This window comes from Streptomyces millisiae, from assembly GCF_031845425.1.
Classification (GTDB): Bacteria; Actinomycetota; Actinomycetes; order Streptomycetales; family Streptomycetaceae; genus Streptomyces; species Streptomyces millisiae.
In genome coordinates this window covers 379067-402663 of record NZ_JAVREM010000002.1, presented here as the reverse complement: position 1 = coordinate 402663, position 23597 = coordinate 379067, and the positions used below count along the sequence as shown (strand labels likewise).

At 72.7% G+C, this 23597-nt stretch carries 21 protein-coding genes; 9 read left to right on the top strand and 12 right to left on the bottom strand.

Going from position 1 to position 23597, the window contains the following annotated elements; all coding sequences use genetic code 11:
- Nucleotides 1-68 precede the first annotated feature (68 nt).
- Nucleotides 69-395, top strand: a complete 327-nt coding sequence (locus RNC47_RS03995; protein ID WP_311595519.1) for an FKBP-type peptidyl-prolyl cis-trans isomerase — start codon at nucleotides 69-71, stop codon at nucleotides 393-395.
- Between the two features lie 33 nt (nucleotides 396-428).
- Here the strand turns inward: RNC47_RS03995 and RNC47_RS03990 are convergent, their stop codons facing one another.
- From RNC47_RS03990 to RNC47_RS03980, 3 genes are all read right to left on the bottom strand, one after another.
- A complete protein-coding gene (locus RNC47_RS03990) occupies nucleotides 429-1211 on the bottom strand; it encodes an ABC transporter permease (RefSeq protein ID WP_311595515.1) in 783 nt (260 codons plus the stop codon).
- On the bottom strand, nucleotides 1208-2182 hold the full coding sequence (locus tag RNC47_RS03985; RefSeq protein WP_311595514.1) for an ABC transporter ATP-binding protein: 975 nt from the start codon (nucleotides 2180-2182) through the stop codon (nucleotides 1208-1210). Before RNC47_RS03985 ends, RNC47_RS03990 begins: the two co-directional genes overlap by 4 nt.
- A gap of 96 nt (nucleotides 2183-2278) precedes the next feature.
- A complete protein-coding gene (locus tag RNC47_RS03980; RefSeq protein ID WP_311595513.1) occupies nucleotides 2279-3544 on the bottom strand; it encodes an erythromycin esterase family protein in 1266 nt (421 codons plus the stop codon).
- 141 nt (nucleotides 3545-3685) lie between these two features.
- On the opposite strand from RNC47_RS03980, the gene RNC47_RS03975 reads away from it, so the two are divergent.
- Nucleotides 3686-4471, top strand: a complete 786-nt coding sequence (locus RNC47_RS03975) for a TioE family transcriptional regulator (RefSeq protein ID WP_311595512.1) — start codon at nucleotides 3686-3688, stop codon at nucleotides 4469-4471.
- On the opposite strand, the gene RNC47_RS03970 is transcribed toward RNC47_RS03975, so the two are convergent.
- Nucleotides 4431-5411, bottom strand: coding sequence for a hydroxyacid dehydrogenase (locus RNC47_RS03970; RefSeq protein WP_311595609.1), 981 nt, complete (start codon nucleotides 5409-5411; stop codon nucleotides 4431-4433). The genes RNC47_RS03975 and RNC47_RS03970 overlap by 41 nt on opposite strands.
- Before the next feature lie 131 nt (nucleotides 5412-5542).
- Between RNC47_RS03970 and RNC47_RS03965 the strand changes: the two genes are divergently transcribed.
- Nucleotides 5543-6637 (top strand): LacI family DNA-binding transcriptional regulator, encoded by a 1095-nt coding sequence (locus tag RNC47_RS03965; protein ID WP_311595511.1) that lies wholly within the window; start codon nucleotides 5543-5545, stop codon nucleotides 6635-6637.
- Nucleotides 6638-6645: 8 nt separating this feature from the next.
- On the opposite strand, the gene RNC47_RS03960 is transcribed toward RNC47_RS03965, so the two are convergent.
- The 4 genes from RNC47_RS03960 to RNC47_RS03945 all read right to left on the bottom strand — a co-directional run bounded on the left by RNC47_RS03960 (nucleotide 6646) and on the right by RNC47_RS03945 (nucleotide 12210).
- Nucleotides 6646-7617 carry a carbohydrate ABC transporter permease gene (locus RNC47_RS03960; protein WP_311595510.1) on the bottom strand — a complete coding sequence of 324 codons (972 nt, stop codon included), beginning with the start codon at nucleotides 7615-7617 and terminating at the stop codon, nucleotides 6646-6648.
- Complete coding sequence (locus tag RNC47_RS03955; RefSeq protein WP_311595508.1) at nucleotides 7614-8573, bottom strand: carbohydrate ABC transporter permease; 960 nt, start codon at nucleotides 8571-8573, stop codon at nucleotides 7614-7616. Before RNC47_RS03955 ends, RNC47_RS03960 begins: the two co-directional genes overlap by 4 nt.
- A 46-nt stretch (nucleotides 8574-8619) precedes the next feature.
- Nucleotides 8620-9945, bottom strand: a complete 1326-nt coding sequence (locus tag RNC47_RS03950; protein ID WP_311595506.1) for an ABC transporter substrate-binding protein — start codon at nucleotides 9943-9945, stop codon at nucleotides 8620-8622.
- A 300-nt stretch (nucleotides 9946-10245) separates the two neighbouring features.
- A complete protein-coding gene (locus tag RNC47_RS03945) occupies nucleotides 10246-12210 on the bottom strand; it encodes an AfsR/SARP family transcriptional regulator (RefSeq protein WP_311595505.1) in 1965 nt (654 codons plus the stop codon).
- A gap of 128 nt (nucleotides 12211-12338) precedes the next feature.
- On the opposite strand from RNC47_RS03945, the gene RNC47_RS03940 reads away from it, so the two are divergent.
- The gene (locus tag RNC47_RS03940; RefSeq protein WP_311595504.1) at nucleotides 12339-13217 is read left to right on the top strand and encodes an alpha/beta fold hydrolase; all 879 of its coding nucleotides are present in this window, start codon (nucleotides 12339-12341) and stop codon (nucleotides 13215-13217) included.
- 309 nt (nucleotides 13218-13526) lie between these two features.
- Here RNC47_RS03940 and RNC47_RS03935 read toward each other — a convergent pair whose 3' ends face one another.
- Nucleotides 13527-14699, bottom strand: coding sequence for an 8-amino-7-oxononanoate synthase (locus tag RNC47_RS03935; RefSeq protein ID WP_311595503.1), 1173 nt, complete (start codon nucleotides 14697-14699; stop codon nucleotides 13527-13529).
- A gap of 149 nt (nucleotides 14700-14848) precedes the next feature.
- Here RNC47_RS03935 and bioB point away from each other — a divergent pair, with 149 nt between their 5' ends.
- From bioB to RNC47_RS03910, 5 genes are all read left to right on the top strand, one after another.
- Nucleotides 14849-15910, top strand: coding sequence for a biotin synthase BioB (bioB, locus tag RNC47_RS03930; RefSeq protein WP_311595501.1), 1062 nt, complete (start codon nucleotides 14849-14851; stop codon nucleotides 15908-15910).
- Nucleotides 15903-17216, top strand: a complete 1314-nt coding sequence (locus RNC47_RS03925) for an adenosylmethionine--8-amino-7-oxononanoate transaminase (RefSeq protein ID WP_311595499.1) — start codon at nucleotides 15903-15905, stop codon at nucleotides 17214-17216. Before bioB ends, RNC47_RS03925 begins: the two co-directional genes overlap by 8 nt.
- Nucleotide 17217: 1 nt before the next feature.
- A complete protein-coding gene (gene bioD, locus RNC47_RS03920; RefSeq protein ID WP_311595498.1) occupies nucleotides 17218-17913 on the top strand; it encodes a dethiobiotin synthase in 696 nt (231 codons plus the stop codon).
- Between the two features lie 464 nt (nucleotides 17914-18377).
- Nucleotides 18378-19556 (top strand): NAD(P)/FAD-dependent oxidoreductase, encoded by a 1179-nt coding sequence (locus RNC47_RS03915; RefSeq protein WP_311595497.1) that lies wholly within the window; start codon nucleotides 18378-18380, stop codon nucleotides 19554-19556.
- 68 nt (nucleotides 19557-19624) lie between these two features.
- Entirely contained in the window at nucleotides 19625-20518 is an 894-nt protein-coding gene (locus tag RNC47_RS03910) for an RNA polymerase sigma-70 factor (protein ID WP_311595494.1), read from the top strand.
- Between the two features lie 235 nt (nucleotides 20519-20753).
- Here the strand turns inward: RNC47_RS03910 and RNC47_RS03905 are convergent, their stop codons facing one another.
- From RNC47_RS03905 to RNC47_RS03895, 3 genes are all read right to left on the bottom strand, one after another.
- Complete coding sequence (locus tag RNC47_RS03905; RefSeq protein WP_311595607.1) at nucleotides 20754-21293, bottom strand: GNAT family N-acetyltransferase; 540 nt, start codon at nucleotides 21291-21293, stop codon at nucleotides 20754-20756.
- A gap of 41 nt (nucleotides 21294-21334) precedes the next feature.
- Complete coding sequence (locus RNC47_RS03900; RefSeq protein ID WP_311595492.1) at nucleotides 21335-21703, bottom strand: hypothetical protein; 369 nt, start codon at nucleotides 21701-21703, stop codon at nucleotides 21335-21337.
- A gap of 609 nt (nucleotides 21704-22312) precedes the next feature.
- The gene (locus RNC47_RS03895) at nucleotides 22313-23119 is read right to left on the bottom strand and encodes a nucleotidyltransferase domain-containing protein (RefSeq protein ID WP_311595491.1); all 807 of its coding nucleotides are present in this window, start codon (nucleotides 23117-23119) and stop codon (nucleotides 22313-22315) included.
- Nucleotides 23120-23597 lie beyond the last annotated feature (478 nt).

Below are 23597 nucleotides of genomic sequence, written 5' to 3'. Positions count from 1 at the left end.
CCCCGGGCGGGGAGGGCGGCGGGCGACACGTACGCTGAACGCCGATCATCTAGCGGAAGGCGGCACGTATGGGTGTCACGTTCGAACGCCTGTCTCCCGGAGACGGCGAGCACTTCCCCAAGCCGGGGGACACCGTGCGGATCCACTACGTCGGGACGCTCGAGAACGGCACGAAGTTCGACTCCTCCCGCGATCGCGGCGAGCCCTTCGTGACGCAGATCGGCGTCGGCAAAGTGATCAAGGGCTGGGACGAGGGCGTGCCCCAGCTGTCCGTCGGGGAGAAGGCCGTCCTGGTCTGCACCCCCGACTACGCGTACGGCCCCCGGGGCTTCCCGCCCGTCATCCCGCCCAACGCGACCCTCCGGTTCGAGGTGGAGCTGCTCGGCATCCAGTGACGCGGCGGCCGGGCCGGTGCCGTGGCCCGGCGCTCACTGTCGGGGCTCCCAGCGGAACCAGCGGCGTACGGCGCTCCCCGCGAGCGCCGTCCACACCAGCGCCATCGCCACGGCCCGGCCCAGCTCGGCCGCCGTGCGGCCGCCGAGCCAGCCGCCGGAGACGAGCTCGACCACGCCCGTCATCGGCAGCAGCAGGAAGGCGTCCGCCAGCCGGTCGGGCAGCACCTCGAGCGGCACCAGGAGCCCCGAGCAGACCACCGACACCATGAACAGCGGCATCCCGGTGAGCTGCGCGCTGTCCACCGTCCGTGTCACGCCCGCGGTCGCCGCGGCCAGCGCGGTCAGCAGCACGACCCCGAGCAGCACCCCGAGCACCAGCACCACGGGCTGCCGTGGCGCCGACACCTCCAGCAGCAGGGCTCCGGTGCCGACCAGCACCACGCACTGGGCCAGCGCCAGCACGACCGAGGGCAGCGCGGCGCCGGCCAGGATCTCCAGGTCGGACAGCTCGCCGGTGCGCAGCCGCTTGAGGACGCGCTCCTCGCGCCGCGCCACCAGCACCGGCAGGAACCCGAGGTAGACGACCAGCATCAGCACCATGCCGATGCCGCCGGTCAGCACCGCCTCCATCCTCGTCAGCCCGGTGTCGGCCAGGTCCATCTCGCGGGTGGCGGAGTAGGACATGGCCACCATGCCGACCGGCATCAGCAGCGCGACGAAGACCGCGGACCGGCTGCGCAGCAGCAGGGTCAGCTCGGCGCGTGCCACGGCCCGCAGCCGCCGCCGGGTGCCGGCGTCGAACGTGATCCCGCTCATCGGCCCGCCGTCCCCTCGAAGGCGAGCGCGCCGTTCGCGCCACCGCCGCCGCCGTCGTCGCCCTTCAGGTTCTCCTGGGCGACGCCGAGGAAGACCTCCTCCAGCGTGGCGGACCTGGCGTCGAGGTCGGACAGCCGCAGGCCCGCCTCCCGGGCCCACAGCAGCAGGTCGGTGAGCGTGGCCTGGAGGTCCGGCGTCCGCACCTCGACGCGCTGCCCGGCCGCCGTCGCGGCGGTGCCCCACCCGGCGAGCGGCAGCCGCTCGGCCGGGACGCCGGCCGGCAGGGTGAAGCGGATCCGCGCCGGGTGCCGCTCCATCACCTCGGCCAGGGTGCCGGACACCACGATCCGGCCACGGCTCATGATCGCCAGCCGGTCGGCCAGCGTCTCGGCCTCCTCCAGGTAGTGCGTGGTCAGCAGCACTGTGACGCCCTCCGCGCGCAACCGCCGGACCAGCTCCCAACTCCGCCGCCTGGCCTGCGGGTCGAGCCCGGTGGTCGGCTCGTCGAGGAAGAGCACCTCGGGGCGCGCCATCAGGGCCAGCGCCAGGTCGAGCCGGCGCCGTTCGCCTCCGGAGAGCTGCTTGACGCGCACGTCCGCCCGGGCCGCAAGGCCCACGAGGTCGAGGGCCTCAGGGACCGGCCGCGGCGCGGTGCTGCAGCCGGCCCACATGCGGGCGGTCTCGGCCACGGTCAACTCGGAGGGGAAGCCGCCGTCCTGGAGCATCACGCCGGTCCTGGGGCGCACCCGGCCACGCTCGGTGAAGGGGTCGAACCCCAGCACCCTGACCTGTCCTTCGTGGGGCGCCGCGAGCCCTTCGAGCACCTCAACGGTGGACGTCTTGCCGGCCCCGTTCGTGCCCAGCAGGGCGAACACCTCGCCGCGCCGGACGGTGAAGTCCAACCCCCGGACCGCCTCGAAGTCGCCGTAGCGACGGCGCAGCCCCCGGACCTCGATCACGATGTCGTTCATGGCCCCAAGCCTGGTGGCCGCCCGGCACGGGGACCAGTGCGAACCGTCACGGCCTCGGTTGACAAATGTCATCCGAGGCCGTGCCGGTGGGGTTCGTCAGGAGCGCCGCGGCAGCCCGTCGACGAAGAGGATGCCGTCGGTGCCGGCCAGGGTGGCGGGATCGAGGGGGAAGTAGCCGTGGCGCGGGTTCCCCGCCTCGCGCGGCCGCAGTCCGGCGACCAGGTCGGCGAGATGCGCGGCGTCGATCACCAGGCCGGGATCCGGGTGGGCGGCCAGGACGCCCTCGACGGTGTCGGGCGGCGGCACGTCGAGACCGAGGTGCAGGGCCGCGCCGAACGCCGAGGCCAGGAAGGCGTACTCGGCGCCGAGCCGGCCGGCGAGGAGCGCGCCCGCGCTCCACCACCGCAGCACACGGCCGTCGAGCGGCCCCGGCCAGTGCAGGGTCATGCTGCTCTCGGCGCGCTGGAGGTGGACGTTGTTGGCGAACACGAGGGTGGGGCCGCGCCGGTCCTCCCGCTCCCGGACGGCGACGAGATTCTCGGCCATCCAGGCGTCGCGCAGGCGCACCAGCCGCTCCATCCGGTCCAGGGACGGATCGGCCATCGCCGTGTGGTAGCGAAGCAGCCAGGTGGCGGTGCGGCCGTGCAGCCGGGCCCGCCACCACTCGTCGGGAGAGCCGGCGGCGGCCAGGCGTGGGGCCTGGGCGGCCAGCAGGGTGGTCAGGTCGTCGGCGATCAGCCGCAGTCGGGCCACCTCCGGCGCGGAGCCGACCGAGCGGGCGGGGTCGAGTGCGGCCCGGGGGTCGGACCAGCGCTCGTCCGGACCGAGCAGCCGGTCGATGGTCTCCAGGTCGTGCGGCAGCGTCGCGGCGTCGAGGCGCGCCGCGAGGAACCGGTGCAGCGCGGTGAGCGCGGGGCGCGGGCTGGCGGCCTCCGATATCTCCACCGAGCCGTCGAAGCCGTAGCACCGCACCCGGTCCCCCGCCGGTCGATCCCGGTTGAACTCCCGAAGCCAGGCGAGCAGTTCACGGTTGGCGGGGGACGCACCCCAGCCGTGGCTGATGCCGTGCTCCAGCGCCTCGTCGAGCGTGCCGGCGCCCTCGGTGACGAAGGCGTCCACCAGCGGGCCGGTCGCCGCGTCGCTCTCGATGGCGATCGAGCGGTAGCCGTGGTGCGCGACGAGCTGGCGGAGCACGTGGTTCCGCAGCCTGGGGAAGATCTCCTCCCCGTGGATGGGCTCCCCGAGCGCCAGCACGCGGGGGGTGGTCGGGCGGTCGGCGAGGAAGCGGGAGACGGCGCTCCCCACCTCGTCCTCCTCGGCGAAGGCCCAACCGGCGTCGGTCGGCGTGGGATGGGTGTTCATGGCGGTTCGGTGTTCCCTTCGGCTTGTCCTCCACGTACCGCGGGGCCCCGGTGGTCTCAACCCTATCGTTGAACTCCCGTTGTAAGGTTTGTTCGCCTTCCACTGTGGGGAAGGCCGAAAAGCCTCAACACGGGGGACGGTATGAGTCGAACGCGACTGCGCCCTGTCGACCTGGCACGCGAGCACGGGATCTCGACCCAGGCGGTGCGGAACTACGAGGAGGCGGGCATCCTTCCGCCGGCCGAGCGCACGCCGCACGGCTACCGGGTCTTCACCCCGCTGCACGCCGCGGCCCTGCGGGTGTTCACCGCCCTGGTGCCGGCGCACGGCTACCACCAGGCGACGGCCATCATGCGGGCCGTCAACGAGGGCGCCACCGAGGACGCGCTGGAGCTGATCGACGCCGGCCACGCGGGGCTCCTCGACGACCGGCGGACGCTGGCCGCCGTCGAGCGGGCGCTCCGCGACCTGGCGCCGCCGGAGCCGGATCCCGACGAGTCACGGTCGATGTTCGTCGGCGAGCTCGCCCGGCGGCTGGGGATCCGGCCCGCGACCCTGCGCAAGTGGGAGCGGGCCGGCCTGGTGCGCCCGCGCCGCGAGCCGGGCACCGGCTACCGGGTCTATGGCCCCACGGACGTCAGGGACGCCCAGCTGGTGCGCCAACTCCGCCTCGGCGGCTATGTGTTCAGCCAGATCGCGCCGCTGCTCGACCAGGTGCGGACCGCCGGCGGCGTGGCGCCGCTGCGCGGCGCGCTCGACGACTGGCGCGCCCGGCTCGCCCGACGCGGCCTCGCCATGCTGGCGGCGGCCGCCGAACTGCACGACTTCCTCACCGAACAGGGCCGGACGCCCGCCCCGCCGCACGGTGGACGTGCGGGCGACACGCTCACGCCATCCGGGCCAGATCGGTCTCCCGCACCACGTTGACCAGCGGCAACCCGGAGTTGAGCCGGGCCAGTTCGTCCAGCACCACGTCGGCGAGCCGGTACAGCTCACCGCCCTGGGCGCCCGCGAGGTGCGGGGTGAGCCAGACGTTCTCCAGCGTGTAGAGCGGCGAGTCGGGCGGCAGCACCTCCGGCTCGGTGACGTCGAGCACGGCCTCGATCCGACCGGAGACCAACTCGGCGACCAGCGCGTCCTGTTCGACCAGCGAGCCGCGGGCGGTGTTGACCAGCACCGCGCCGTCGGGCAGCAGCGCCAACCGGCGCCGGTCGATCATCTCGCGGGTCTCGGGGATCGCCGGGGCGTGCAGGCTGACCAGCTCGCACCGGGCCAGCAGTTCGTCGAGCGGCAGCAGCCGGACCCCGAGCTCGCGGCCCTCCGCCTCGGTCAGGTAGGGGTCGGCGAGCGCCACGTCGAACGAGAACGGCCGCAGCAGCTCCACCACCCGGCGGCCGATCCGCGACGCCCCGACCAGGCCGACCCGCCGGCCGTGGTTGCCGACCCCCGGGAACTCGCGCAGCACGTCGACGTAGGCGCGCCGCTCCCGGTAGCGGGCGGTGGCCGCCCGCACCCGCTTGAGCGCCAGCAGGATCATGGCCAGGGTGTACTCGGCCACCGGCTCCGCGTTGGCGCCCGCGGCCGTGGTGACCGGGATGCCGCGCCGCCAACACCCCGGCGACACATGGCTCTTCACCGAGCCGGCCGCGTGCAGCACGGCGCGCAGCCGGGGCGCGGCGTCCAGCGCCGCCTCGTCGAGCACCGGGCTGCCCCAGCCGGTGATGAGCACCTCGGTCTCGGCCAGCACCTCGCGGGCCGCCGGCGAGTGGAACTCGGTGAGCACCGTGGACTCCCGCAGCTCGGCCAGCTTCCGCAGCCGGTCCCACTGCGTGGGGCTGAACAGGCGCCCCGGCAGGTCGGCGGCCATGGCGAGGGCGGCCCTGGGCTGTGGGTGCTCCACGAATCCTCCGTTGATTGGGCTGAGCAAAAGAAACCGTTTTCTAACTCTGTGTGGATCGTAAGCGGCTGAGAGAAGGCGAATCAAGGTAACGTTGGCCCGTGGCAACGACTGGACCGCAGAAGCCGGTTTCCGGCACTCAGGGGCGGCGCAGCACCATCCGGGACGTGGCGCGGCAGGCCGGCGTCTCGGTGGCGACCGTCTCCCGGGTGCTCGCCGACAACTACCCGGTGACGCACGCGACGCGGGCCAAGGTGCTGCGCGCCGTGCGGCAGCTCGACTACGTCGCCAACGCGCACGCCAAGGCCCTGGCGGGCACCGGGGTCGAGACGCTCGCCCTGGTGCTCGACGACATCACCTGGAGCGCCTTCGCGCAGATCGGCGCCGGCGTGGAGCAGGAGGCCGCGAGGCGCGGGCGGTTGTGCCTGGTGTGCACCACGCAGGGCGACCGGCAGCGGGAGTTGGCGGTCGTCAACCTGATGCGGGAGCAGCACGCGGCCGCGGTCATCCTGGTCGGCGGCATCCAGTACACGGCCGAGTACCGGGAACGCATGAGCCAGTTCGCGCGCTCGCTGGACAGCGTCGGGTCGCGTCTCGTGCTCTGCGGCCGGCCGCCGCTCGGCGAGGACCTGCCGGCCACCGTCGTCGAGTACGACAACGAGGGCGGCGCGTACGGCGCCACCGCGCACCTGCTGTCGCTCGGGCACCGCGGGATCCTCTTCGTCGGGGTGCAGGAGGGCCAGTCGACGGCAGACGGCCGGCTCGTCGGCTACCGCAGGGCGCTGGCCGACTACCAGGTACCGGCCGTCCCCGCGCTGGAGCGCGAGGCCGTCTTCCAACGGGACGCCGGGCTGCGCGCGGTGCGCGAGGCGCTGCGCGAACGGGTCGCGTTCACGGCCGTGTTCGCGGCCACCGACATGGTGGCCCTCGGCGCCCTCGAGGCGCTGCGCGAGGCGGGCCGCCGCGTTCCCGAGGACGTGTCCCTGGTCGGCTACGACGACATCCCGATGGTCAGCGAGCTGACCCCGCGGCTGACCACCGTGCACGTGCCGTACCAGGAGCTCGGGCGCACCGCGGCCCGCCTGGTGCTCGACCGCCGGGAGGGGATCGGCGGGGCCGAGGACCGGGTGCGGCTGAGCACCCACGTGGTGGTCCGCGGCTCCACCGCTCCCCCGCCGGCGCCGGTCCCGGCCTGAGCCGGCGGTCACTTGAGGGCGCCGAGGGTGACGCCGGTGCGCCAGTAGCGCTGCATCGAGACCATGAAGACCACCAGCGGGATCACGGAGAGCAGGGCCCCGGTCAGCACCAGCGCGGTGAGGTCGACGCCGGCCTCGTCGCGCTTGCTGTTCCAGAAGTACAGGCCGAGGTTGAGGCTCCACTTCTCCTCGCCGCGCAGCATGGTGAGGGGCAGGAAGAACTGGTTCCAGACCTGCACGAAGGAGAGCAGGAAGACGGTCGCCCCGCCGGTCGACATCAGCCGGACCACGATCTGGAAGAAGATCCGCAGCTCCCCGGCGCCGTCGATACGGGCCGCCTCGATGATCTCCTCGGGCACCGCGCCGTCGGTGTAGACCTTGGCCAGGTAGACGGCGAACGGACTGATGAAGGACGGGATCAGCACCGCCCACACGGTGTCGACCAGGCCGATCCGGGAGAACAGCAGGTAGAGCGGCATGGTCAGCATGGCGTACGGGATCAGGAAGGAGCCGATCACCGCGCCGAGCAGCAGGCCGCGCCCGGGGAACTGGAAGCGGGAGAGCGAGTAGCCCGCGGCCAGCGCGACCAGGGTGCTCACCAGGCCGCCGACGCTCGCGTACATCAGCGAGTTGAGCAGCCAGCGCAGGTAGATCCCGTCGTTGTAGGTGAAGACCTGCTCGATGTTCCGGAAGAGGTTGAAGTCGCCGAACCACAGGCCGTTGGTGTAGAGCAGGTCGCGCTGGTCCTTGGTGGCGGAGACCACCAGCCACCAGACCGGGGCGACGGAGTAGAGCACGAGGGCGCCGAGGCCGACCAGCACCAGGAGTCGGGAGAGCCTGGACTGCCGGGTGCCCACGGGGAGTTCGTCGCCGGGATCGGTCCTCCTCCCGCGGCGGGTCCTGGCGGGGGGTGTCCGGCGGGAGTCGGCCGGCGGCGTGGGGGCGGGCGCGGTCAGCTGGGTCTGTCCGGTCGCGGTCATGACGAGGGCCTGTTCGTGAACTTGTAGAAGAGGAAGGAGATCGCGCCGACGACGAGCGCCAGGATCACCGAGAGCGCGGCCGCGTAGCCGTAGTCGTTGCTGTCGAACGCCTGGTAGTAGATGAGCATGATCGGCGTGTAGCTCTTGGTGACGGTCTCGGGCGCCACCTGCCGGAAGAGCAGCGGCTCGTTGAAGATCTGCAGCATCCCGATGATGGCGAGCATGCCGGTGAGCACCAGGGCGCCGCGCACGAACGGGACCTTGATCGACCAGGCGATCCGCAGCTCGCCCGCCCCGTCGACGCGCGCGGCGTCGAACACCTCGCGCGGCACGGCGCGCAGCGCGCCGTAGATGATCAGCATGTTGTAGCCGACGCCGTGCCAGGTCAGCAGATTGCCCATGGAGACCCAGAGCATCTCGGAGGCGTAGAAGTCGGCGTCGACGCCCAGCAGGCCGAGGGCGTCGGTGAGCGGGCCGAGCCGGGGGCTGTACAGGTACATCCACATCAGCGCGGCCACCACGCCCGGGATCATGTACGGCACGAGGAAGGCGAGCCGGAAGCGGTGCGCCGTCCTGGTGGCGATCTGGTCGAGCAGCAGCGCCATGGCGAGGGCCAGCGCCAGCATCAGCGGGATCTGGACGCAGGCGAAGACCAGCACCCGGCCGACCGAGGCCCAGAAGGCGCCGTCCTCGATCGCCCGCGAGAAGTTGTCGAGGCCGACGAAGACCCGCTCCTGGCCACCGATCCCGAGGCCCGAGCTGCGCTCGCTGAACAGGCTCTCGTAGACCGCGTAGCCGACCGGGATCACGAAGACGAAGAGGAATCCGACGAAGAAGGGGGCGGCGAACGCCGCGCCCTTGACCGCGCGGAGCGTGTGCCAGCGGGACGTCCGGCGGGGGCCGCGACGCGCGTCCGCGGCCCCTTCCGGCTCCGCCGTGGTGGCGGTGATCGACATCTGGGATGTGCCTAACGTTACGGGTGACGGGTTTCGGCTCTGCGACTCACTCGACGACGTTCACGCCCTGCTGCCTGAGGTCGTTCACGGTCCACTCCTGCATGTGGGTGAGGATCGACTCGACGGTGATCTCGCCGTTCATCGCCTTGCCCCACTGGTCGGCCAGCTCCTCGTACATCGCCCGGGAGTTGGGGCCGTAGATCCAGCCGTCGGCGTACTCGGAGGACTCCTGGATGACGGGCACCGTCTCGTCCGCGTACTCGCCGAACAGCTCCCGCGGCACCAGCGCGTCGAGGTACGGCTCGGGGTCGGCCACGGCCGGGTACCAGCCGGCGCCCTCGGCCGGGTCGGCCATGGCCGTGACCGGCTCGGCCTGGGTGGCCAGCCAGACGGCGGCCTCGACCGCGGCCTCCTTCTCCTCGCACAGGGCGGGCACCATCAGGCCCGAGGTGTCGGCGGCCGAGAGCGGCGCCTCCTGGCCGCCCAGGGTCAGGTTGGGCGCGGGCTCCCACTCGCCGAGGGTCTCGTCCGCGTTGTTCTGGTGGCCGCTGAGCTGCCAGGTGGACAGCTGCCGCATGGCGATCCGGCCGGCGTCGTACTCCTGCATCATGGCCGGGTACTCGGCGTACGAGATCCGCTCCACCAGGTCCTCGTCGAGCAGTTGCTGCATGATCTCCGAGGCGGTGCGGGACGCCTCGTCGGTGAAGTCGATCCGCCAGGCGTCGCCCTCGATCGAGTACCAGCGGGCGCCGGCCTGCCAGGCCATGTTCATCCAGGTCGACGGGTCCTCGCCGGCCAGGTTGAAGATGTGGACGCCGTCCTCGCGCAGCACCTCGCCGACCTCGATGGCCTCCTCCCAGGAGGTCGGGTAGTCGAGGCCGCGCTCCTCGAAGGTCGGCGCGTGGAACATGGTGAAGACCGGCTGCCGTTGGTTGGGCACGCCGTAGACCACGTCGGCGATGGACAGCGCCTCGATCGCGCCGTCGGCGAACTCGCCGGCGCTCGGCTCCAGGTACTCGCCGATGTCGGCGATCACGCCCTGGGCCAGCAGCATGCCGCCCTGGCGGTTGTCGCTCTGCGCCAGACAGGGGGCGCCGGCCGGGTCGCCGGCGGCGTGCGCGTTGTTGAGCGAGTTCGACATCTCGGCGGCCGGCACGTTGACCAGCTCGATCTGGACGTCCTCGTGCGCCTCGTTGAACGCCCGGACCGCGACGTCGGCCCCGGCCTTGTCGCTCCACAACCGCAACGTGACGGGCCCGCCGGCCCCGGCGCCGGAGCCGCCGTCCCCCTCCCCGCCACCGCAGGCGGCGAGCGTGGCCACCAGGCCGAACGCCGCGCCGCCGAGCACCCAACGCCTCTTCGCGCTGCTCATGTACCGCTCTCCTTCGAGTCTTCCCTGGTGCTGCGCGGGGCCGGTCCTCGTCGAGTAACCGGTTACCAGAAATCGTTTTCTACTCACTGACTGTTCCGCCACCTCTCGAAAACGGTTTCTGCTGCTTCCCCACGCGGCCACCCCGCCCAACCCGGCTGAGAGGCGGCCCGCCGAACGATCGATTCAAGCCCGCACCTTGATGCACCGGCACGTTAGGCGCCGGATCGGCGGACGTCAATGCCCGGGACAGATACCGGTTACTTTCTGCCGGCCCGGCGAGGAGATCCGGCGGGGCTCGGGTCAGGTCGGGCCGTTCAGGGCGGCCTCCAGGGCGGTCAGGTGGGTGGCGACCGGGCCGAGGGTGAGGAGGCCGCTGGCGGCGCCGGCGAGCTCGGCGCTGGCGGGGAGCAGGTGGTGGTGGGCGCGGCGCATGAGCGGGCGGTCGTCGAGGGCGATGGCGGCGCGGCCGAGCAGGCACCACAGGGCCTCGGCCAGCAGGTCGGGCGGCGGTTCCGGGGCGCGGCGCAGCGCGTCGGCGGCGGCGGTGCGGCGGTCGGCGGCCAGCAGCACGAGGGGGCGGGTCCACGGCGCGTAGGGGCCGAAGTCGGCGTGCTCGTCGCCGTCCGGTGGGAGCCCGCGGCCGATCCGCAGGCAGAGCAGGGCGAGCGGCAGCAGCCCGTGTTCGAGCCCGGGCATGCCGGCGCCTTCGAGTGCCGCGGCCGCGTCCCGGTAGGCCGCCTCGGCTTCGGCGAGCGGGGCGCCGGTCGCGGCGCGGCGCAGCGCCGCGTACCAGCGGGTGAACACGCCGACCAGCGGCAGCTCGTGCCGCTCGGCGAGGCGGTCGGCGGCGGCCGCGTGCCGGTCGGCGCCGGTGAGGTCGGCGGCCGCGCAGTGGGCCTGGAGGCGGACGAGGTGGCCGAGCACCTGGTAGGTGGTGAGGCCGTGTCGGTCGGCGAGGGTGACGAGTTCGGCGCCGATGGCGTCGCGGCGCGGCGCGAGCCCGGTCCTTCCGCAGCTCTGCATGAAGACGCCGTTGAGGGCGAAGGCGAGCAGCGCCGGGTCGTCGAGGCGGCGCGCGAGCTCCTCGGCCCGCCGGGCGGCCTCGGGTCCGCCGGGGTCGCGGCTGCCGCGTGACTCGACGGCGATGGTGGCGAGCAGCCGGGCCCTGGCGGCCTCGTGTCCCTCGGCGGGGAGCGCGGCCAGGGTGCGTCGGGCGGCGGCCACCACGCGGGCGGTCTGCTCCGGGTCGTCGACGCGGGTCCAGACGGCCGGCACGTCGTAGGCGCCGACCACGCGGGCGGTCAGTTCGGGATCGCCGAGCTCCTCGGCCGCCGCGACCGCGGCCACCCGGTGCCGGCGGGCGGCCGTGAGGCCACCGCCACCGGTGACGGCGAGGTCGCGCAGCAGGCCGACGGTGGACGCCAGGCGGGCCCTGGCGCCGGTGGGCACCGCCCGGTCGTAGGCGGCGGCCGCCTCGGCCCAGACCCGCTCCGCGCCGCCGGGGTCCGGGGCGAGGTGGGGGGCGTGGCGGAGGATGTCGGTCTCCAGGCGGCGCAGTCGTGGCCCCGGGTCGATGCCGAGCCGGTCGGCGAGCAGGGCGCGGGCGCGGCGCAGCACCGTGAGCGCGTCGCCCTGCCGGCCGGCCCGGTAGAGGGCGAGGGCCAGCAGCCGCCACCCCTCCTCGCGCCAGGGGTGCTCGGTGACGTGCGCGTCCAGGTCGGGCACGGCGTCCGCGGCCCGGCCGAGGGCGAGCCGGGCCTCGGCGAGGCGCTCGACGGCGCGCAGCCGAAGCTCGGTGAGCCGGGCCCGCTCGGCCCGCGCCCAGTGCGCGTCGGGGAACTCGACGTAGGCCGGGCCGCGCCAGCGGCCGAGGGCGTCGGCCAGCCGGGGCGCCGCGCGGTCCGGTGGCAGCTCCCCGGCGGCGCCGAGCTCCGCCTCGAACCGCCAGGCGTCGACCGCGTCGGGTTCGGCGCGCAGCGCGTACCCGGGCCCCTCGGTGACCAGCAGCACGGCGGGGGTACGGGGCCTGCGGTCGGGTTCGAGTTCGCGGCGCAGCGCCGCGACGAAGGTGCGCAGGGCGCCGACCGGGTCGGCGGGCGGCGCGGTCCACAGGTCGTCGACGAGGCGGTCGACGGGGACGACGCGGCGGCGCGCGACGAGCAGCCTGGCCAGCACGGCGCGGTGCCGCGGCCCGCGCAGGGCGAGCGGGCGGCCGGCGGCGTCCCAGGCGGTGACCGGCCCCAGCACCCCGAAGTCGACCCGCACCCTCGGCCTTCCTCTCCGGCGTTCGTACCCGGTCACGGTACTGCGGCAGTGCGGCGTGCTCATCGGTTGCTCATCCGCGTCCCGGAGTGTGGTGGCAGCGAGGTACCGCACGAAGGAAGGAACGCACCATGTCGCCTGTCATCCCCGGCTTCGCGTACCGGCGGGTCGCCGTCGCCGAAGGGGTGTCGCTCAACGTCGCCGTCGGCGGCTCCGGCACGCCGGTCGTGCTGCTGCACGGCTTTCCGCAGACGCACCTGATGTGGCGGCACGTGGCCGCCGACCTGGCGGCGGACCACACGGTGATCTGTCCCGACCTGCGCGGCTACGGCGCCAGCGACAAGCCGGCCGAGTCGGCCGCCGGCGGCTACGCCAAGCGGACCATGGCGGCCGACGTCGTCGCGCTGGCCAGGGCGCTCGGCCACGAGCGCTTCGCGCTCGCCGGGCACGACCGGGGCGCGCTGGTGGCGTTCCGCGCCGGCCTCGACCACCCGGACGCGGTCACCCACCTGGCCTGCCTCGACGTGCTGCCCACCCTGGACATGTGGGAGGTGATGAGCGGCGCCGCGGCCGCCGTGGGCTTCCACCTGTATCTGATGGCCCAGCCGCCGGGCTTGCCCGAGCGGATGATCTCCGCCAGCGCGGACGCGTTCTTCGGGCACTTCCTCGACCTGTGGGGCAGGGACCCGGCGGCGATCCCGGCGGACGTCAGGGACGCCTACCTGGCGGCCTGCCGTGGAGCGGTGGGCTCGATCGTCGCGGACTACCGCGCCTCGGCCGGCGTGGACGTGACACACGACCGGGCCGACCGCGCGGCCGGCAACCGGCTGCGGATGCCGGTCACCGTGCTGCAACAGGACTGGGGCGCGGCGCTCGGCTACGACGCGACCGCGCTGTGGGCGGCGTGGGCGCCGGGGCTCCGGCACACCACCGTGGACTGCGGGCACTTCATGGCCGAGGAGGCACCGGCCGAGGTGGTCGCGGCACTGCGGGAACTGCTGACCAGGTGACGGCGGCCTGGCCGGCCGGGCTTGACCGGGCCGGTCAGCCGGTTGGCGGCCGGGTTGGCGGGGTGACGGGAGCCCGCCGGCCGAGCGGCCCGGCGGCCGCCTCCGCTGGCCCGGGCGTCATCCGTCAACGCTCGGGAGTCAGCCACCGGCGGCGTCCATGCCGGGCACGTTGGTCAGCTGTCGCTGGCGCAGCCGGGCCACGCCGTGACCGCCCGTCAGCCATCGCCCACCGCCCGCCCGTCAACCGCCGCCAGCGGCAGTGGCCGCACCGCTCGTCAACCGCTGCCGGCGGCAGGGCCGCACCGCCGCTCAACCGTCGCCGGAGGCGCAGGTGGGGGCCGTGCCGGTGACCACGGAGAGCGCCCGGGCCAGGTCGGTGTCGGTGAGGTCGGCGCGGGCGGTGAGGCGCAGCCGGGAGACGCCGTCCGGCACCGAAGGGGGGCGGAAGCAGCCGACGGCGAGTCCGGCGGTGCGGCACTCGGCGGCCCACCGCACCGCGGCCTGCGGCGAGGCGGCGCGGACCGCGACCACGGCCGCGTCGGGTGGCGAGACCGGGAGCCCTGCGGCCGCCAGGCCCTGGTAGAGGCGCCTGGCGGCCGCCCGGGCCTGGGTCGCGAGGACCGGCTCGCGGCGCAGCAGCCGCAGCGCGGCCAGCGCGGCGCCGGCGGCGGCCGGGGCGAGCCCGGTGTCGAAGACGAAGGTGCGGGCGGCGTTGACGAGGTGCGCGATCACCCGTTCGGGGCCGAGGACGGCGCCGCCCTGGCTGCCGAGCGCCTTGGAGAGCGTCACGGTGGCCACCACGTCGGGCGCGCCGGCCAGGCCGGCGGCCGCCACCGCGCCCCGGCCGCCGTCCCCCAGCACGCCGAGCCCGTGCGCGTCGTCCACCACGAGCGCGGCGCCGGCCGCGCGACACGCCTCGGCCAGCCCGCCGAGCGGGGCGAGGTCGCCGTCGACCGAGAACACGGCGTCGGAGACGGCCACCGCGCGCCGTGGGCCCCGCTCGTCGAGTGCCTTGCGGAACGCCGCCGGGTCGGCGTGCGGCACCACCGCGACCTCGGCGCGGGAGAGCCGGCAGCCGTCGATCAACGAGGCGTGGTTGCCGGCGTCGGAGACGACCAGCGTGTCCCGGCCGGCGAGCGCGGCGAGCGCGGCGAGGTTGGCGGCGTAGCCGGAGGAGAACACCAGCGCGGCCTCGAAGCCGCAGAACTCCGCGAGTTCGGCCTCGAGTCGGGCGTGCAGCTCGGTGGTCCCGGTGACGAGTCGTGAGCCGGTGGCGCCGGCACCCCAGCGCCGCGCGGCCGCGGCGGCGGCCTCGACCACCTCGGGGTGGCGGGCGAGCCCGAGGTAGTCGTTCCCGGCCAGGTCCAGGACGGTGGAGTGGGCGGAGCGCGGCCGCAGTCGGCGCGTCAGCCCGGCGCACCTGCGCTGCTCGGCGACGGCGTCGAGCCAGTCGAAGACCCGTCCTGACGCGTCGTCACGCATGCGGCAGCCCCTCCGGAGATTGTTGGATGCTCATAAAACCTAGCCCGCGCCGTCCTGGGGAAACAGGCGGCAGTGGACACTATCGCCCCTGTCGCTTTATGGGCTTCCTCCTTTGCCGTGGGGGTGCCGGCTGCGCCAGGATCGACCTCATGGAGCTGCTCAACACCCTGGTGGCCAAGGGGCTCAGCCGTGAACTGCCCACCCGCGAAGAGGCGTTGGCGGTGCTCGCCACCTCCGACGACGAGCTGCTCGACGTCGTGGCGGCCGCCGGCAGGGTGCGCCGCCGGTGGTTCGGGCGGCGCGTCAAGCTCAACTACCTGGTGAACCTCAAGTCCGGCCTCTGCCCGGAGGACTGCTCGTACTGCTCGCAGCGGCTCGGCTCGACCACCGGGATCCTCAGGTACAGCTGGTTGAAGCCGGACCAGGCGGCCGACGCGGCCAGCGCCGGGGTGGCCGGCGGCGCCAAGCGGGTCTGCCTGGTGGCCAGCGGGCGCGGGCCGACGGACGGCGACGTGCGGCGGGTCTCGGAGACGGTCGCCGCCATCCGCGAGCGGCACGCCGACGTCGAGGTGTGCGCCTGCCTCGGGCTGCTCTCGGACGGCCAGGCCGAGCGGCTGCGGGAGGCCGGGGTCGACGCCTACAACCACAACCTGAACACCGCCGAGGCGACCTACGGCGACATCTGCACCACGCACGGCTTCGACGACCGGGTGGACACCGTCCGGCGGGCCAGGTCCGCCGGCCTCTCCTCCTGTTCGGGGCTGATCGCCGGCATGGGCGAGCGCGACGAGGACCTGGTCGACGTGGTCTTCAGGCTCCGCGAGCTCGACGCCGACTCGGTGCCGGTCAACTTCCTGATCCCGTTCGAGGGTACGCCGCTCGCGAAGCGGTGGGACCTCACCCCGCAGCGCTGCCTGCGGATCCTCGCGATGGTGCGCTTCGTCTGCCCGGACGTGGAGGTGCGGATCGCCGGCGGCCGGGAGGTCCACCTGCGGTCGATGCAGCCGCTCGCCCTGCACCTGGCCAACTCCGTCTTCCTGGGCGACTATCTGACCAGCGAGGGCCAGGCGGGCAGGGCCGACCTGGAGATGATCGCGGACGCCGGCTTCGAGGTGGAGGGCGCCGACGACCGGACGCTGCCGCCGCACCGGGCCGACCTCGTCGCGGTGCGCCGTCGCGGGGCCGGCACCGAGGTGGCGCCGAATGCCTGACGAAGGGCCGCTGTCACCTGGGGAGTTGCTGGACCTCGACCGCCGGCACGTCTGGCACCCGTACGGCCCGATGCCGGGCACGGCCGAGCCGCTGGTGGTCGAGTCGGCCGCCGGGGTCCGGCTGCGGCTGGCGGAACCGGCGTTCGGGCAGCGCGAGTTGGTCGACGGCATGGCGTCCTGGTGGTCGGCGCTGCACGGCTACAACCACCCGGTGCTCAACGCGGCCGCGCGGGACCAGTTGGACCGGATGAGTCACGTCATGTTCGGCGGCCTCACCCACGAGCCCGCGGTGCGGCTCGCCACCCGTCTGGTCGGGATCACCCCCGAGCCGCTGCGGCACGTCTTCCTCGCCGACTCGGGCTCCGTCTCGGTCGAGGTGGCCATCAAGATGTGCCTCCAGTACTGGCGCTCCCTCGGCCGCCCCGCGAAGCGGCGGCTGCTGACCTGGCGCGGCGGCTACCACGGCGACACCTGGCACCCCATGTCGGTGTGCGACCCGGACGGCGGCATGCACCGGCTGTGGTCGGGCGCGCTGCCCCGGCAGATCTTCGCGGGCGCCCCACCGGCCGGCTTCGACGCGCCGCCGGAACCCGGCTACGCGGCGTCGCTCCGCGAGCTGGTCGCCACCCACGCCGGGGAGTTGGCGGCGGTGATCGTGGAGCCCGTGGTGCAGAACGCCGGCGGCATGCGGTTCCACTCCCCCGACTATCTGCGGGTGCTGCGCGAGGCGTGCGACGAGCACGACGTGCTGCTGGTGTTCGACGAGATCGCGACCGGCTTCGGCCGCACCGGCGGGGTGCTGTTCGCCGCCGACCACGCGGGCGTGGCCCCCGATGTGATGTGCGTGGGCAAGGCGTTGACCGGCGGCTACCTGTCGATGGCCGCCACGCTCTGCACGCCCCGGGTGGCCGAGGGCATCTCACGCGGCGAGGTGCCGGTGCTGGCACACGGGCCGACGTTCATGGCCAACCCCCTGGCCGCGGCGGTCGCGGGCGCCTCGGTCGACCTGCTGCTGGCGGGCGACTGGGCGGCCGAGGTGAAGCGGATCGAGACCGGGCTGCGGGACGGGCTCGCGCCGGCCGCCGAACTCCCCGGGGTACGGGACGTCCGGGTGCTCGGCGCCATCGGCGTGATCCAGCTCGACCACCGGGTGGAGATGGCTGCGGCGACGGCGGCCGCGGTCTCGCGGGGCGTGTGGCTGCGGCCGTTCGGCGACCTCGTCTACACCATGCCGCCGTACGTGACGGACGACGCGGACCTCGCGCTGATCTGCGGGGCCGCGTGCGCGGCGGCCGAGGCCGGCTGAGATGGACGGTCCCTTCCTCTTCGTCAGCGGCACCGGCACGGAGATCGGCAAGACGGTGGTCACGGCGGCGGTCGCGGTCACGGCACGGGCCGGTGGCCGCTCGGTGGCGGTGCTGAAGCCGGCCCAGACCGGCCTGGCGGCCGGTCAACCCGGCGACGTGGCCGAGGTGATCCGGCTCGCCGGACCGGTCACCGGCCGCGAACTCGTCCGCTTTCCCGATCCGTTGGCGCCGGCCACGGCCGCCAGGCGGGCCGGGCTGCCGCCGGTCGGCCCGGCGGAGATCGCCAAGACGGCCGAGGCCCTGGCCGAGGACCACGACCTGGTGCTGGTGGAGGGCGCCGGCGGGCTGCTCGTCTGGTTCGACGAGTCAGGCAGCACGCTCGCGGACGCGGCCCGCCGCCTCGACGCGCCGGTCCTGGTGGTGACGACGGCCGGGCTCGGCACGCTCAACACCACGGCCCTGACCGTCGAGGCGCTGCGCGCCAGGCGACTCGCCTGCCCGGGGGTGGTCATCGGCAGCTGGCCCGACCGGCCCGACCTGGCGGCCCGCTGCAACGTCGACGACCTGCCGCGCGTCGCGGACGCGCCGCTCCTCGGCTCGATCCCGTCCGGCGCGGGCGCGCTCCCGCCACCCGCGTTCCGGAACGACGCGCCGGGCTGGCTGGCGCCCCGACTGGGCGGCCACTGGACCGGCTGACCACCGAGGCCGGGCGGGAGGGGAGCCGAGCAGACCCGTCGCAGTGTGGTTTCCGCTGGTCACAGCCGGTGGGACAGACCCGCTCTCCGAAATCCCCCACCGGCGTCCAGCTGAACGCCAAGCGGGGGTCATGCGTTGAGCTGAATCTGGGCGACTATCAGTCTGCGCCGTCGAGGACTTGGCGCTGGGTCGCTCGCCGAGTCCCGCTTCCTCGGGGGTGAGAGGTACGTCGGGGCATCACATGCGCGCCGGCTTGGGCGGCAGTCGGAGACCGTCCACTTCGGCGTCCTGCTCTGCCTCGGCCGGGCCCGGTACAGCGAGGCAACCGACGGGTTTTTGCCAGCACACCAACGGCGCACCTGGTGTGACGTGGTTCACATCGGCGGCCTGTCACGCCCGGTGCGGGCTGCTTGTCCCATAGGCGCCACCGACACCGAAGCCGGTGCCCGACCTTGGGAGATCCAATGAACAACGGCCGCCACATCGTCGTCCTTGGCGCTGGCTACACGGGCATGTTCAGCGCCATCCGGCTGGCCCACCGCACTCGACGGACCAGCGTGAAGATCACCCTGGTCAACCCAACCAGCCGGTTCGTCGAGCGGCTGCGGATGCACCAGATCGCCGCCGGGCAGGAGCTGGCCGACCACCAGATCCCCGACCTGCTCGCCGGGACCGGCATCACGTTCGTCCAGGGCACCGCCACCGCCATCGACCCCGAGGCCCGGCAGATCACCGTCGACGGTGCCAGGACCCTCGGCTACGACACGCTCGTCTACGCGCTGGGCAGCTCGACCGACACCGGCAAGGTCCCCGGCGCCGACACCCACGCGTTCACCCTCAACAACCCGGAGATCGCCGGTCGGTTCGCCGCGCGGCTCACCGAGATCGCCGCGTCCGGCGGCACGGTCACCGTCTGCGGCGGCGGCCTGACCGGCATCGAGGCGGCCACCGAGATCGCGGAGGCCCACCCCGGCCTGCACGTCACGCTGATCAGCCCGGACGAGCCCGGCGGCATGATGGGTGCCAAGGCCCGCGCCCATCTCCACCGCGCGCTGGAGCGCCTAGGCATCACCCTGGAGACCGGTGCCCGCGTCACGAAGGTGCTGCCCGAGGCCGTCGAGCTGGCCGACGGCCGGATCGTCCGCTCCGACGCCTGCCTGTGGACCACCGGCGTCAAGGTGTCGCCGCTCGCCGCTGCCGCCGGGATCACCACCGACGACCACGGCCTCATCCTGGTCGACGCCACCCTGCGTTCGGTTTCCCACCCGCAGATCCACGCCATCGGCGACGCCGCCGCCATCCGTTTGGCCTGGGGACAGATACACGGCACCTGCCAGAGCGGCCTACCCACGGCCCAGTACACCGCCGACACCATCGCGCGGCTCGTGTGCGGCAAGGCGGTCAAGCCGTTCCGCTTCGGCTACTTCCACCAGCCGGTCAGCCTCGGCCGCCGTGATGCCGTCATCCAGTTCACCAAGGCCGACAACACCCCCCGCCGCATCCACCTCACCGGCCGGAGCGCCGTCGCGTACAAGGAGATGGTCAGCGCCAGCCCGCTCAAAACCTACCGATTCAGCAAGCGCATGAACGTCACCACCATCATCACCAAGGGCGGCCGCGCCACCCGCAAGCCCGCGGCATGACGGGCGCACCGGCAGCACCGTGCTCTCGGGCCTTGCCGCCCTGGGTACGGCGCTGGCAGCATGAGCCGATGGTCGACGCGAGGGACGAACAGGACCCGTACATCGAACACCGCAGGCTACTGTTCGCCACCGCCTACCGCATGCTGGGCAGCGTCACCGACGCCGAGGACGTCCTCCAGGACACCTGGCTGAGCTGGAGCACCGCAGACCACGGCGCGATCCGTCACCCCAAGGCCTACCTGGTGCGCACGGTCACCAACCTCTCGTTGAACCGCCTCACCTCCGCACGGGCAACCCGCGAAACCTACGTCGGTCCGTGGCTCCCCGAGCCCCTGCTGACCTCCCCCGACATCGCCGCGGAGACCGAATTGGCCGACAGCGTCTCCACCGCGATGATGGTCGTCCTGGAAACCCTCAGCCCCGTCGAACGCGCCGTCTTCCTGCTCCGCGAGGTCTTCGGCTACTCGCACGCCGACATCGCCGAGACCCTCGAACGTCCCGAGCCGACAGTCCGCCAGATCGCCCACCGCGCTCGCGAGCACGTCCAGGCGCGCCGCCCCCGCTTCGACGCCGACCAGACCCAGCGCCGGCAGGTCACCGCCCGGTTCATGGAGGCCTGCGCGGGGGGCGACCTGAACGCCGTCATGGAGCTGCTCGCCCCCGAGGTCACCGCTTGGTCCGACGGCGGCGGCAAGGTCACCGCCGCCCGCCGCCCGCTCCACGGCACCGACCACGTCGCGCGCTGGATCGTGGGTTTCCTGGCCAAGCCCGAACTGGCCGCCCTGACCATGGAGCCAGCCATCATCAACGGCGAGCTCGGCGTCCTGGCCACCCTGGACGGACAGACAATCGGCGCCCTCTCGTTCGACCTCCTCGACGGCCGCATCCAAAACCTCCGCTTCCAGGTCAACCCCGAAAAGCTCAGCGGCCTGACCCTCGACAACAGCTTGGCGCTGCCCTGAAGCGTCCCGTCCTCAAGCACCACCCGCGGGACCTGGACCGGGACGAGCTGTCCAGGACGGCCGCGGCCCGTCGCTTACGACGCCGAAGGCGCCCCTGACGGAGCCGAGTCGCCCCGAACCGTTCACTGGCGGGCGAATCGGCCCCAGTTGACGGAGGCAACGGTCTGGGCAGCGCAGAGCATCGCCGGCCATTTTCAGAGATCCTCATCAGCCGGTCCACCGGCAAGATCGCGGTCTACAGCTGGAGTGCCAGGTCGCGCTGATACCAGGTGCCCTGCTTACCGCCGAGGTCGGCCGGGGCTGCCGGGCCCACCGGGATGAACCCGGCCTTGGTCAGCACCCTCTGGGACGCGGCATTAGCGTGGGAGGTGGCTGCGCGCAGTGTGTGCAGCCCGTGCCGTGCGGCCGCAAGCTGGCACAACTCCCGGACGGTCGCGGTCGCAACGCCGCTGCCGGCGACGTGTTGCGCGACCCAGTAGCCGAGGTTGGCAGTTCCGTCCTTGAAGTCGTACAGGTTGAACCGGCCCAGAATCGAGCTGTCCGTGGCAACCAGCACATAGAAGGCGCAGCCGCCGGCCTCTTGCTCGGCCAGCATGGCGCTGTGCCGGTCGGCGAACTGCTCGTAGAACTCGTCGCCCCGGTCGGAGATCGAGGCAGCGAAGTAAGCGCGGTTCGCCAGCTCGAAGGCCAGGACCGCCGGGGCATGGCCAGCATCCAGCTGACCCGCCGCCTCACCCGGAGACGCCCCGCCCGGTCGACTACCCCGCCACTCCAGCTGACCCAAGCTGCCTGAGCGCAAGTGCCGTTCCGCCGCGGTTACTCGTCAGCCGATCCGCAGTCCCTCCATTCGCCGTCCTCCTTGACCACGAAGAACCGCAGCTCGTTGTCCGGATATACCTCAAGATGCATTGTGGCGATCGCCCTCGTATCGCTGATCTGCTCGACCTCGTCAAGTATCAGCTCAACCGCGCCCACCATCCGCGGACCGGTGGCCTCGCGCAGCGATCCGTCCGGCTCGCTGTATCGGCGCCTCTCCTCCTCGCACGCATTGGCGAAGATGTCCTCGTTGGAGGCATCCGGGTCGTTCATGGTGTCGACCAACCGCTGAGCCGCTGCTTGCGGGCTGTTCTCCTCCTCTCCCAGGAAGATCACAACGGCGGCCACCGCAACGGATATCAGCGCCACGGCGCCTGTGAGTAAGACGGCTCTCTTCCGTAACCACATGGACCCGGATTGAGGTATATACGGCTGATCAGCCGAGCCTGAACCTGCCTGCGAATCCTCGGGTCCATCTGAATCGCTCCTGTTCATGCCCATCTAATATCACCGCCGGGTCGGGAGGGGTCCCGAGCCAGGTCTGCCTCGCCTCGCCTCCCAGGAGGGGAGACTTCCTCTGGGCAGCGATTGCTCTGATGCCCCGATGCCTTACCCGGCACAAGCTGCTGCAGCTTAGTGACACCAGTGAGACCGGCGACGAGCACGAGTTGTCAAGCACACCAACGAGTGCCTCCCGTCGCCGCATCGCAAGCCACGGCGCGTGAGGTTCAGACACAGCTTCTCAGCCTTCGCCCACCGCAACACGCTGTAGGGGGTGATCTCCAGGCACGCGGCGATTGTGCTCAGCGCTATCGTCAGCCGAACACCGAACGGGCGTCCTGGCCGGACTGGTTGTCCTGCGCAAGTGATCTTCGCGAATCCACAGAAGCGGTGAGCTGGGGTCCGCAAAGATGCGGTTGTCACTGCCGTGGAAAGCGTGCAGCTCTATCTTGCGGATTCGCTGCGTAGAGTCCCCGTTCATGGGCGGGGCGTCTTCTCGCCATGGACGGCCGTGTATTCGGCTGCGAGCCACGGGCCCAGGTCTTCGACGAGCATGCTGAGCACTGCCGGATCGACCGAGGGGGTGCGGGCGGTGGCTGCGGCTGTGTGCATCTGCTCAGCGCGCTGGGAGTAGTAGCGGCCGAAGAGTTCGGCTGCCTCGCTGAGGTCGCTGGTCCAGCCGCCCCAGCGGGGCATGATCAGCGTGAACCCGGAACGGACGAGCTTGCGTCCAACGCCTCGGTTGAGGGTTTTGCGCTCGGCATCCGTGGCGGCTGCGGCGGCTCGGGTGCGCCAGTGCGGTAGCACGAGGGCGAGGTCGCCGTTTGTCTCACGAGCGAGCAGGGCCGTCGGGCGGTAGCGGGGCAGGTATTCCGCCAGGTCCTCTCCGAACAGCGGCGTGCAGAGGCAGGCGACCATGAAGCCCAGGTCATGACGTTCGAGGTCGCTCAGCACCGTTCGTGTGCTCAACAGCCCGATTCCCGCCCCGTCGATTTGGTGGAAGGCGTCATCGAGTGCCGCCTCGATGGCCTTGGCGTCGGCCCGGTCGGCGTCAGTGGGCTCGTCGTGGAGGGCGAGCAGGACGTCGAGGTCGGAGATCCCGGGGATGGCGGTGCCGCGGGGGATGCTGCCGTAGAGGTAGGCGCTGTGCAGCCGGGCGTTGCCGAACGTCTCGGTGAGGTGAAAGCGGAGGGCTTCGACGACGGGGGCGAACGCTGCCGACACGCGATCCGGATCACCTTCGCGTGCGATCGTCCCGTCGTGATCCAGCCCTCGCTCGTTCATGGGATCACTGTGCCGTGTGGCGTTGTGTTCCGCCGAGCGGTTTTCCGGCGGATGCCGCTGCGGCTGAGTGCGTGACGGAGGCCGACGCCGGGCCGGTGGCTGGCTTGGTTTGGTGCTCTCGTGAGATCTGGGTCTCCAGCAGTTCGCCGACGAGAGCGGCACCGCCGCTACACCCTCATGCCAGCGGCCTATCATCCACGTCACACTCTCCTCCAGGCGGCAATGGACTAGCGGCCTCCATCAACTCTGTGCGTTCGCCAGCTAGGCCGAAAGGGAAAGCCGAGGTCCTAGGCGATCACCGCCAAGTCGGTGTCTAGGTAGTCAGCGATCCATGACAGAGTATTTTCCATCCTCAGCCTGGGCCGGTCAGGTGAAGGGTGAGGAGGGCATAGCGCGGGGTATGGCGTGTGCCGGCTCAAGTCGTACGGCGACGGGCCCTGGAACCGGTCGTCTTTCGACTCAACAGGCAGCTGATTGC

What these genes read in the sequence shown, in the direction of transcription:
- RNC47_RS03995 (WP_311595519.1), top strand. Translation starts at nt 69, where the DNA reads ATGGGTGTCACGTTCGAACGCCTGTCTCCCGGAGACGGCGAGCACTTC.
- RNC47_RS03990 (WP_311595515.1), bottom strand. Translation starts at nt 1,211, where the DNA reads ATGAGCGGGATCACGTTCGACGCCGGCACCCGGCGGCGGCTGCGGGCC.
- RNC47_RS03985 (WP_311595514.1), bottom strand. Translation starts at nt 2,182, where the DNA reads ATGAACGACATCGTGATCGAGGTCCGGGGGCTGCGCCGTCGCTACGGC.
- RNC47_RS03980 (WP_311595513.1), bottom strand. Translation starts at nt 3,544, where the DNA reads ATGAACACCCATCCCACGCCGACCGACGCCGGTTGGGCCTTCGCCGAG.
- RNC47_RS03975 (WP_311595512.1), top strand. Translation starts at nt 3,686, where the DNA reads ATGAGTCGAACGCGACTGCGCCCTGTCGACCTGGCACGCGAGCACGGG.
- RNC47_RS03970 (WP_311595609.1), bottom strand. Translation starts at nt 5,411, where the DNA reads ATGGCCGCCGACCTGCCGGGGCGCCTGTTCAGCCCCACGCAGTGGGAC.
- RNC47_RS03960 (WP_311595510.1), bottom strand. Translation starts at nt 7,617, where the DNA reads ATGACCGCGACCGGACAGACCCAGCTGACCGCGCCCGCCCCCACGCCG.
- RNC47_RS03955 (WP_311595508.1), bottom strand. Translation starts at nt 8,573, where the DNA reads ATGTCGATCACCGCCACCACGGCGGAGCCGGAAGGGGCCGCGGACGCG.
- RNC47_RS03950 (WP_311595506.1), bottom strand. Translation starts at nt 9,945, where the DNA reads ATGAGCAGCGCGAAGAGGCGTTGGGTGCTCGGCGGCGCGGCGTTCGGC.
- RNC47_RS03940 (WP_311595504.1), top strand. Translation starts at nt 12,339, where the DNA reads ATGTCGCCTGTCATCCCCGGCTTCGCGTACCGGCGGGTCGCCGTCGCC.
- RNC47_RS03935 (WP_311595503.1), bottom strand. Translation starts at nt 14,699, where the DNA reads ATGCGTGACGACGCGTCAGGACGGGTCTTCGACTGGCTCGACGCCGTC.
- bioB (WP_311595501.1), top strand. Translation starts at nt 14,849, where the DNA reads ATGGAGCTGCTCAACACCCTGGTGGCCAAGGGGCTCAGCCGTGAACTG.
- RNC47_RS03925 (WP_311595499.1), top strand. Translation starts at nt 15,903, where the DNA reads ATGCCTGACGAAGGGCCGCTGTCACCTGGGGAGTTGCTGGACCTCGAC.
- bioD (WP_311595498.1), top strand. Translation starts at nt 17,218, where the DNA reads ATGGACGGTCCCTTCCTCTTCGTCAGCGGCACCGGCACGGAGATCGGC.
- RNC47_RS03915 (WP_311595497.1), top strand. Translation starts at nt 18,378, where the DNA reads ATGAACAACGGCCGCCACATCGTCGTCCTTGGCGCTGGCTACACGGGC.
- RNC47_RS03910 (WP_311595494.1), top strand. Translation starts at nt 19,625, where the DNA reads ATGGTCGACGCGAGGGACGAACAGGACCCGTACATCGAACACCGCAGG.
- RNC47_RS03895 (WP_311595491.1), bottom strand. Translation starts at nt 23,119, where the DNA reads ATGAACGAGCGAGGGCTGGATCACGACGGGACGATCGCACGCGAAGGT.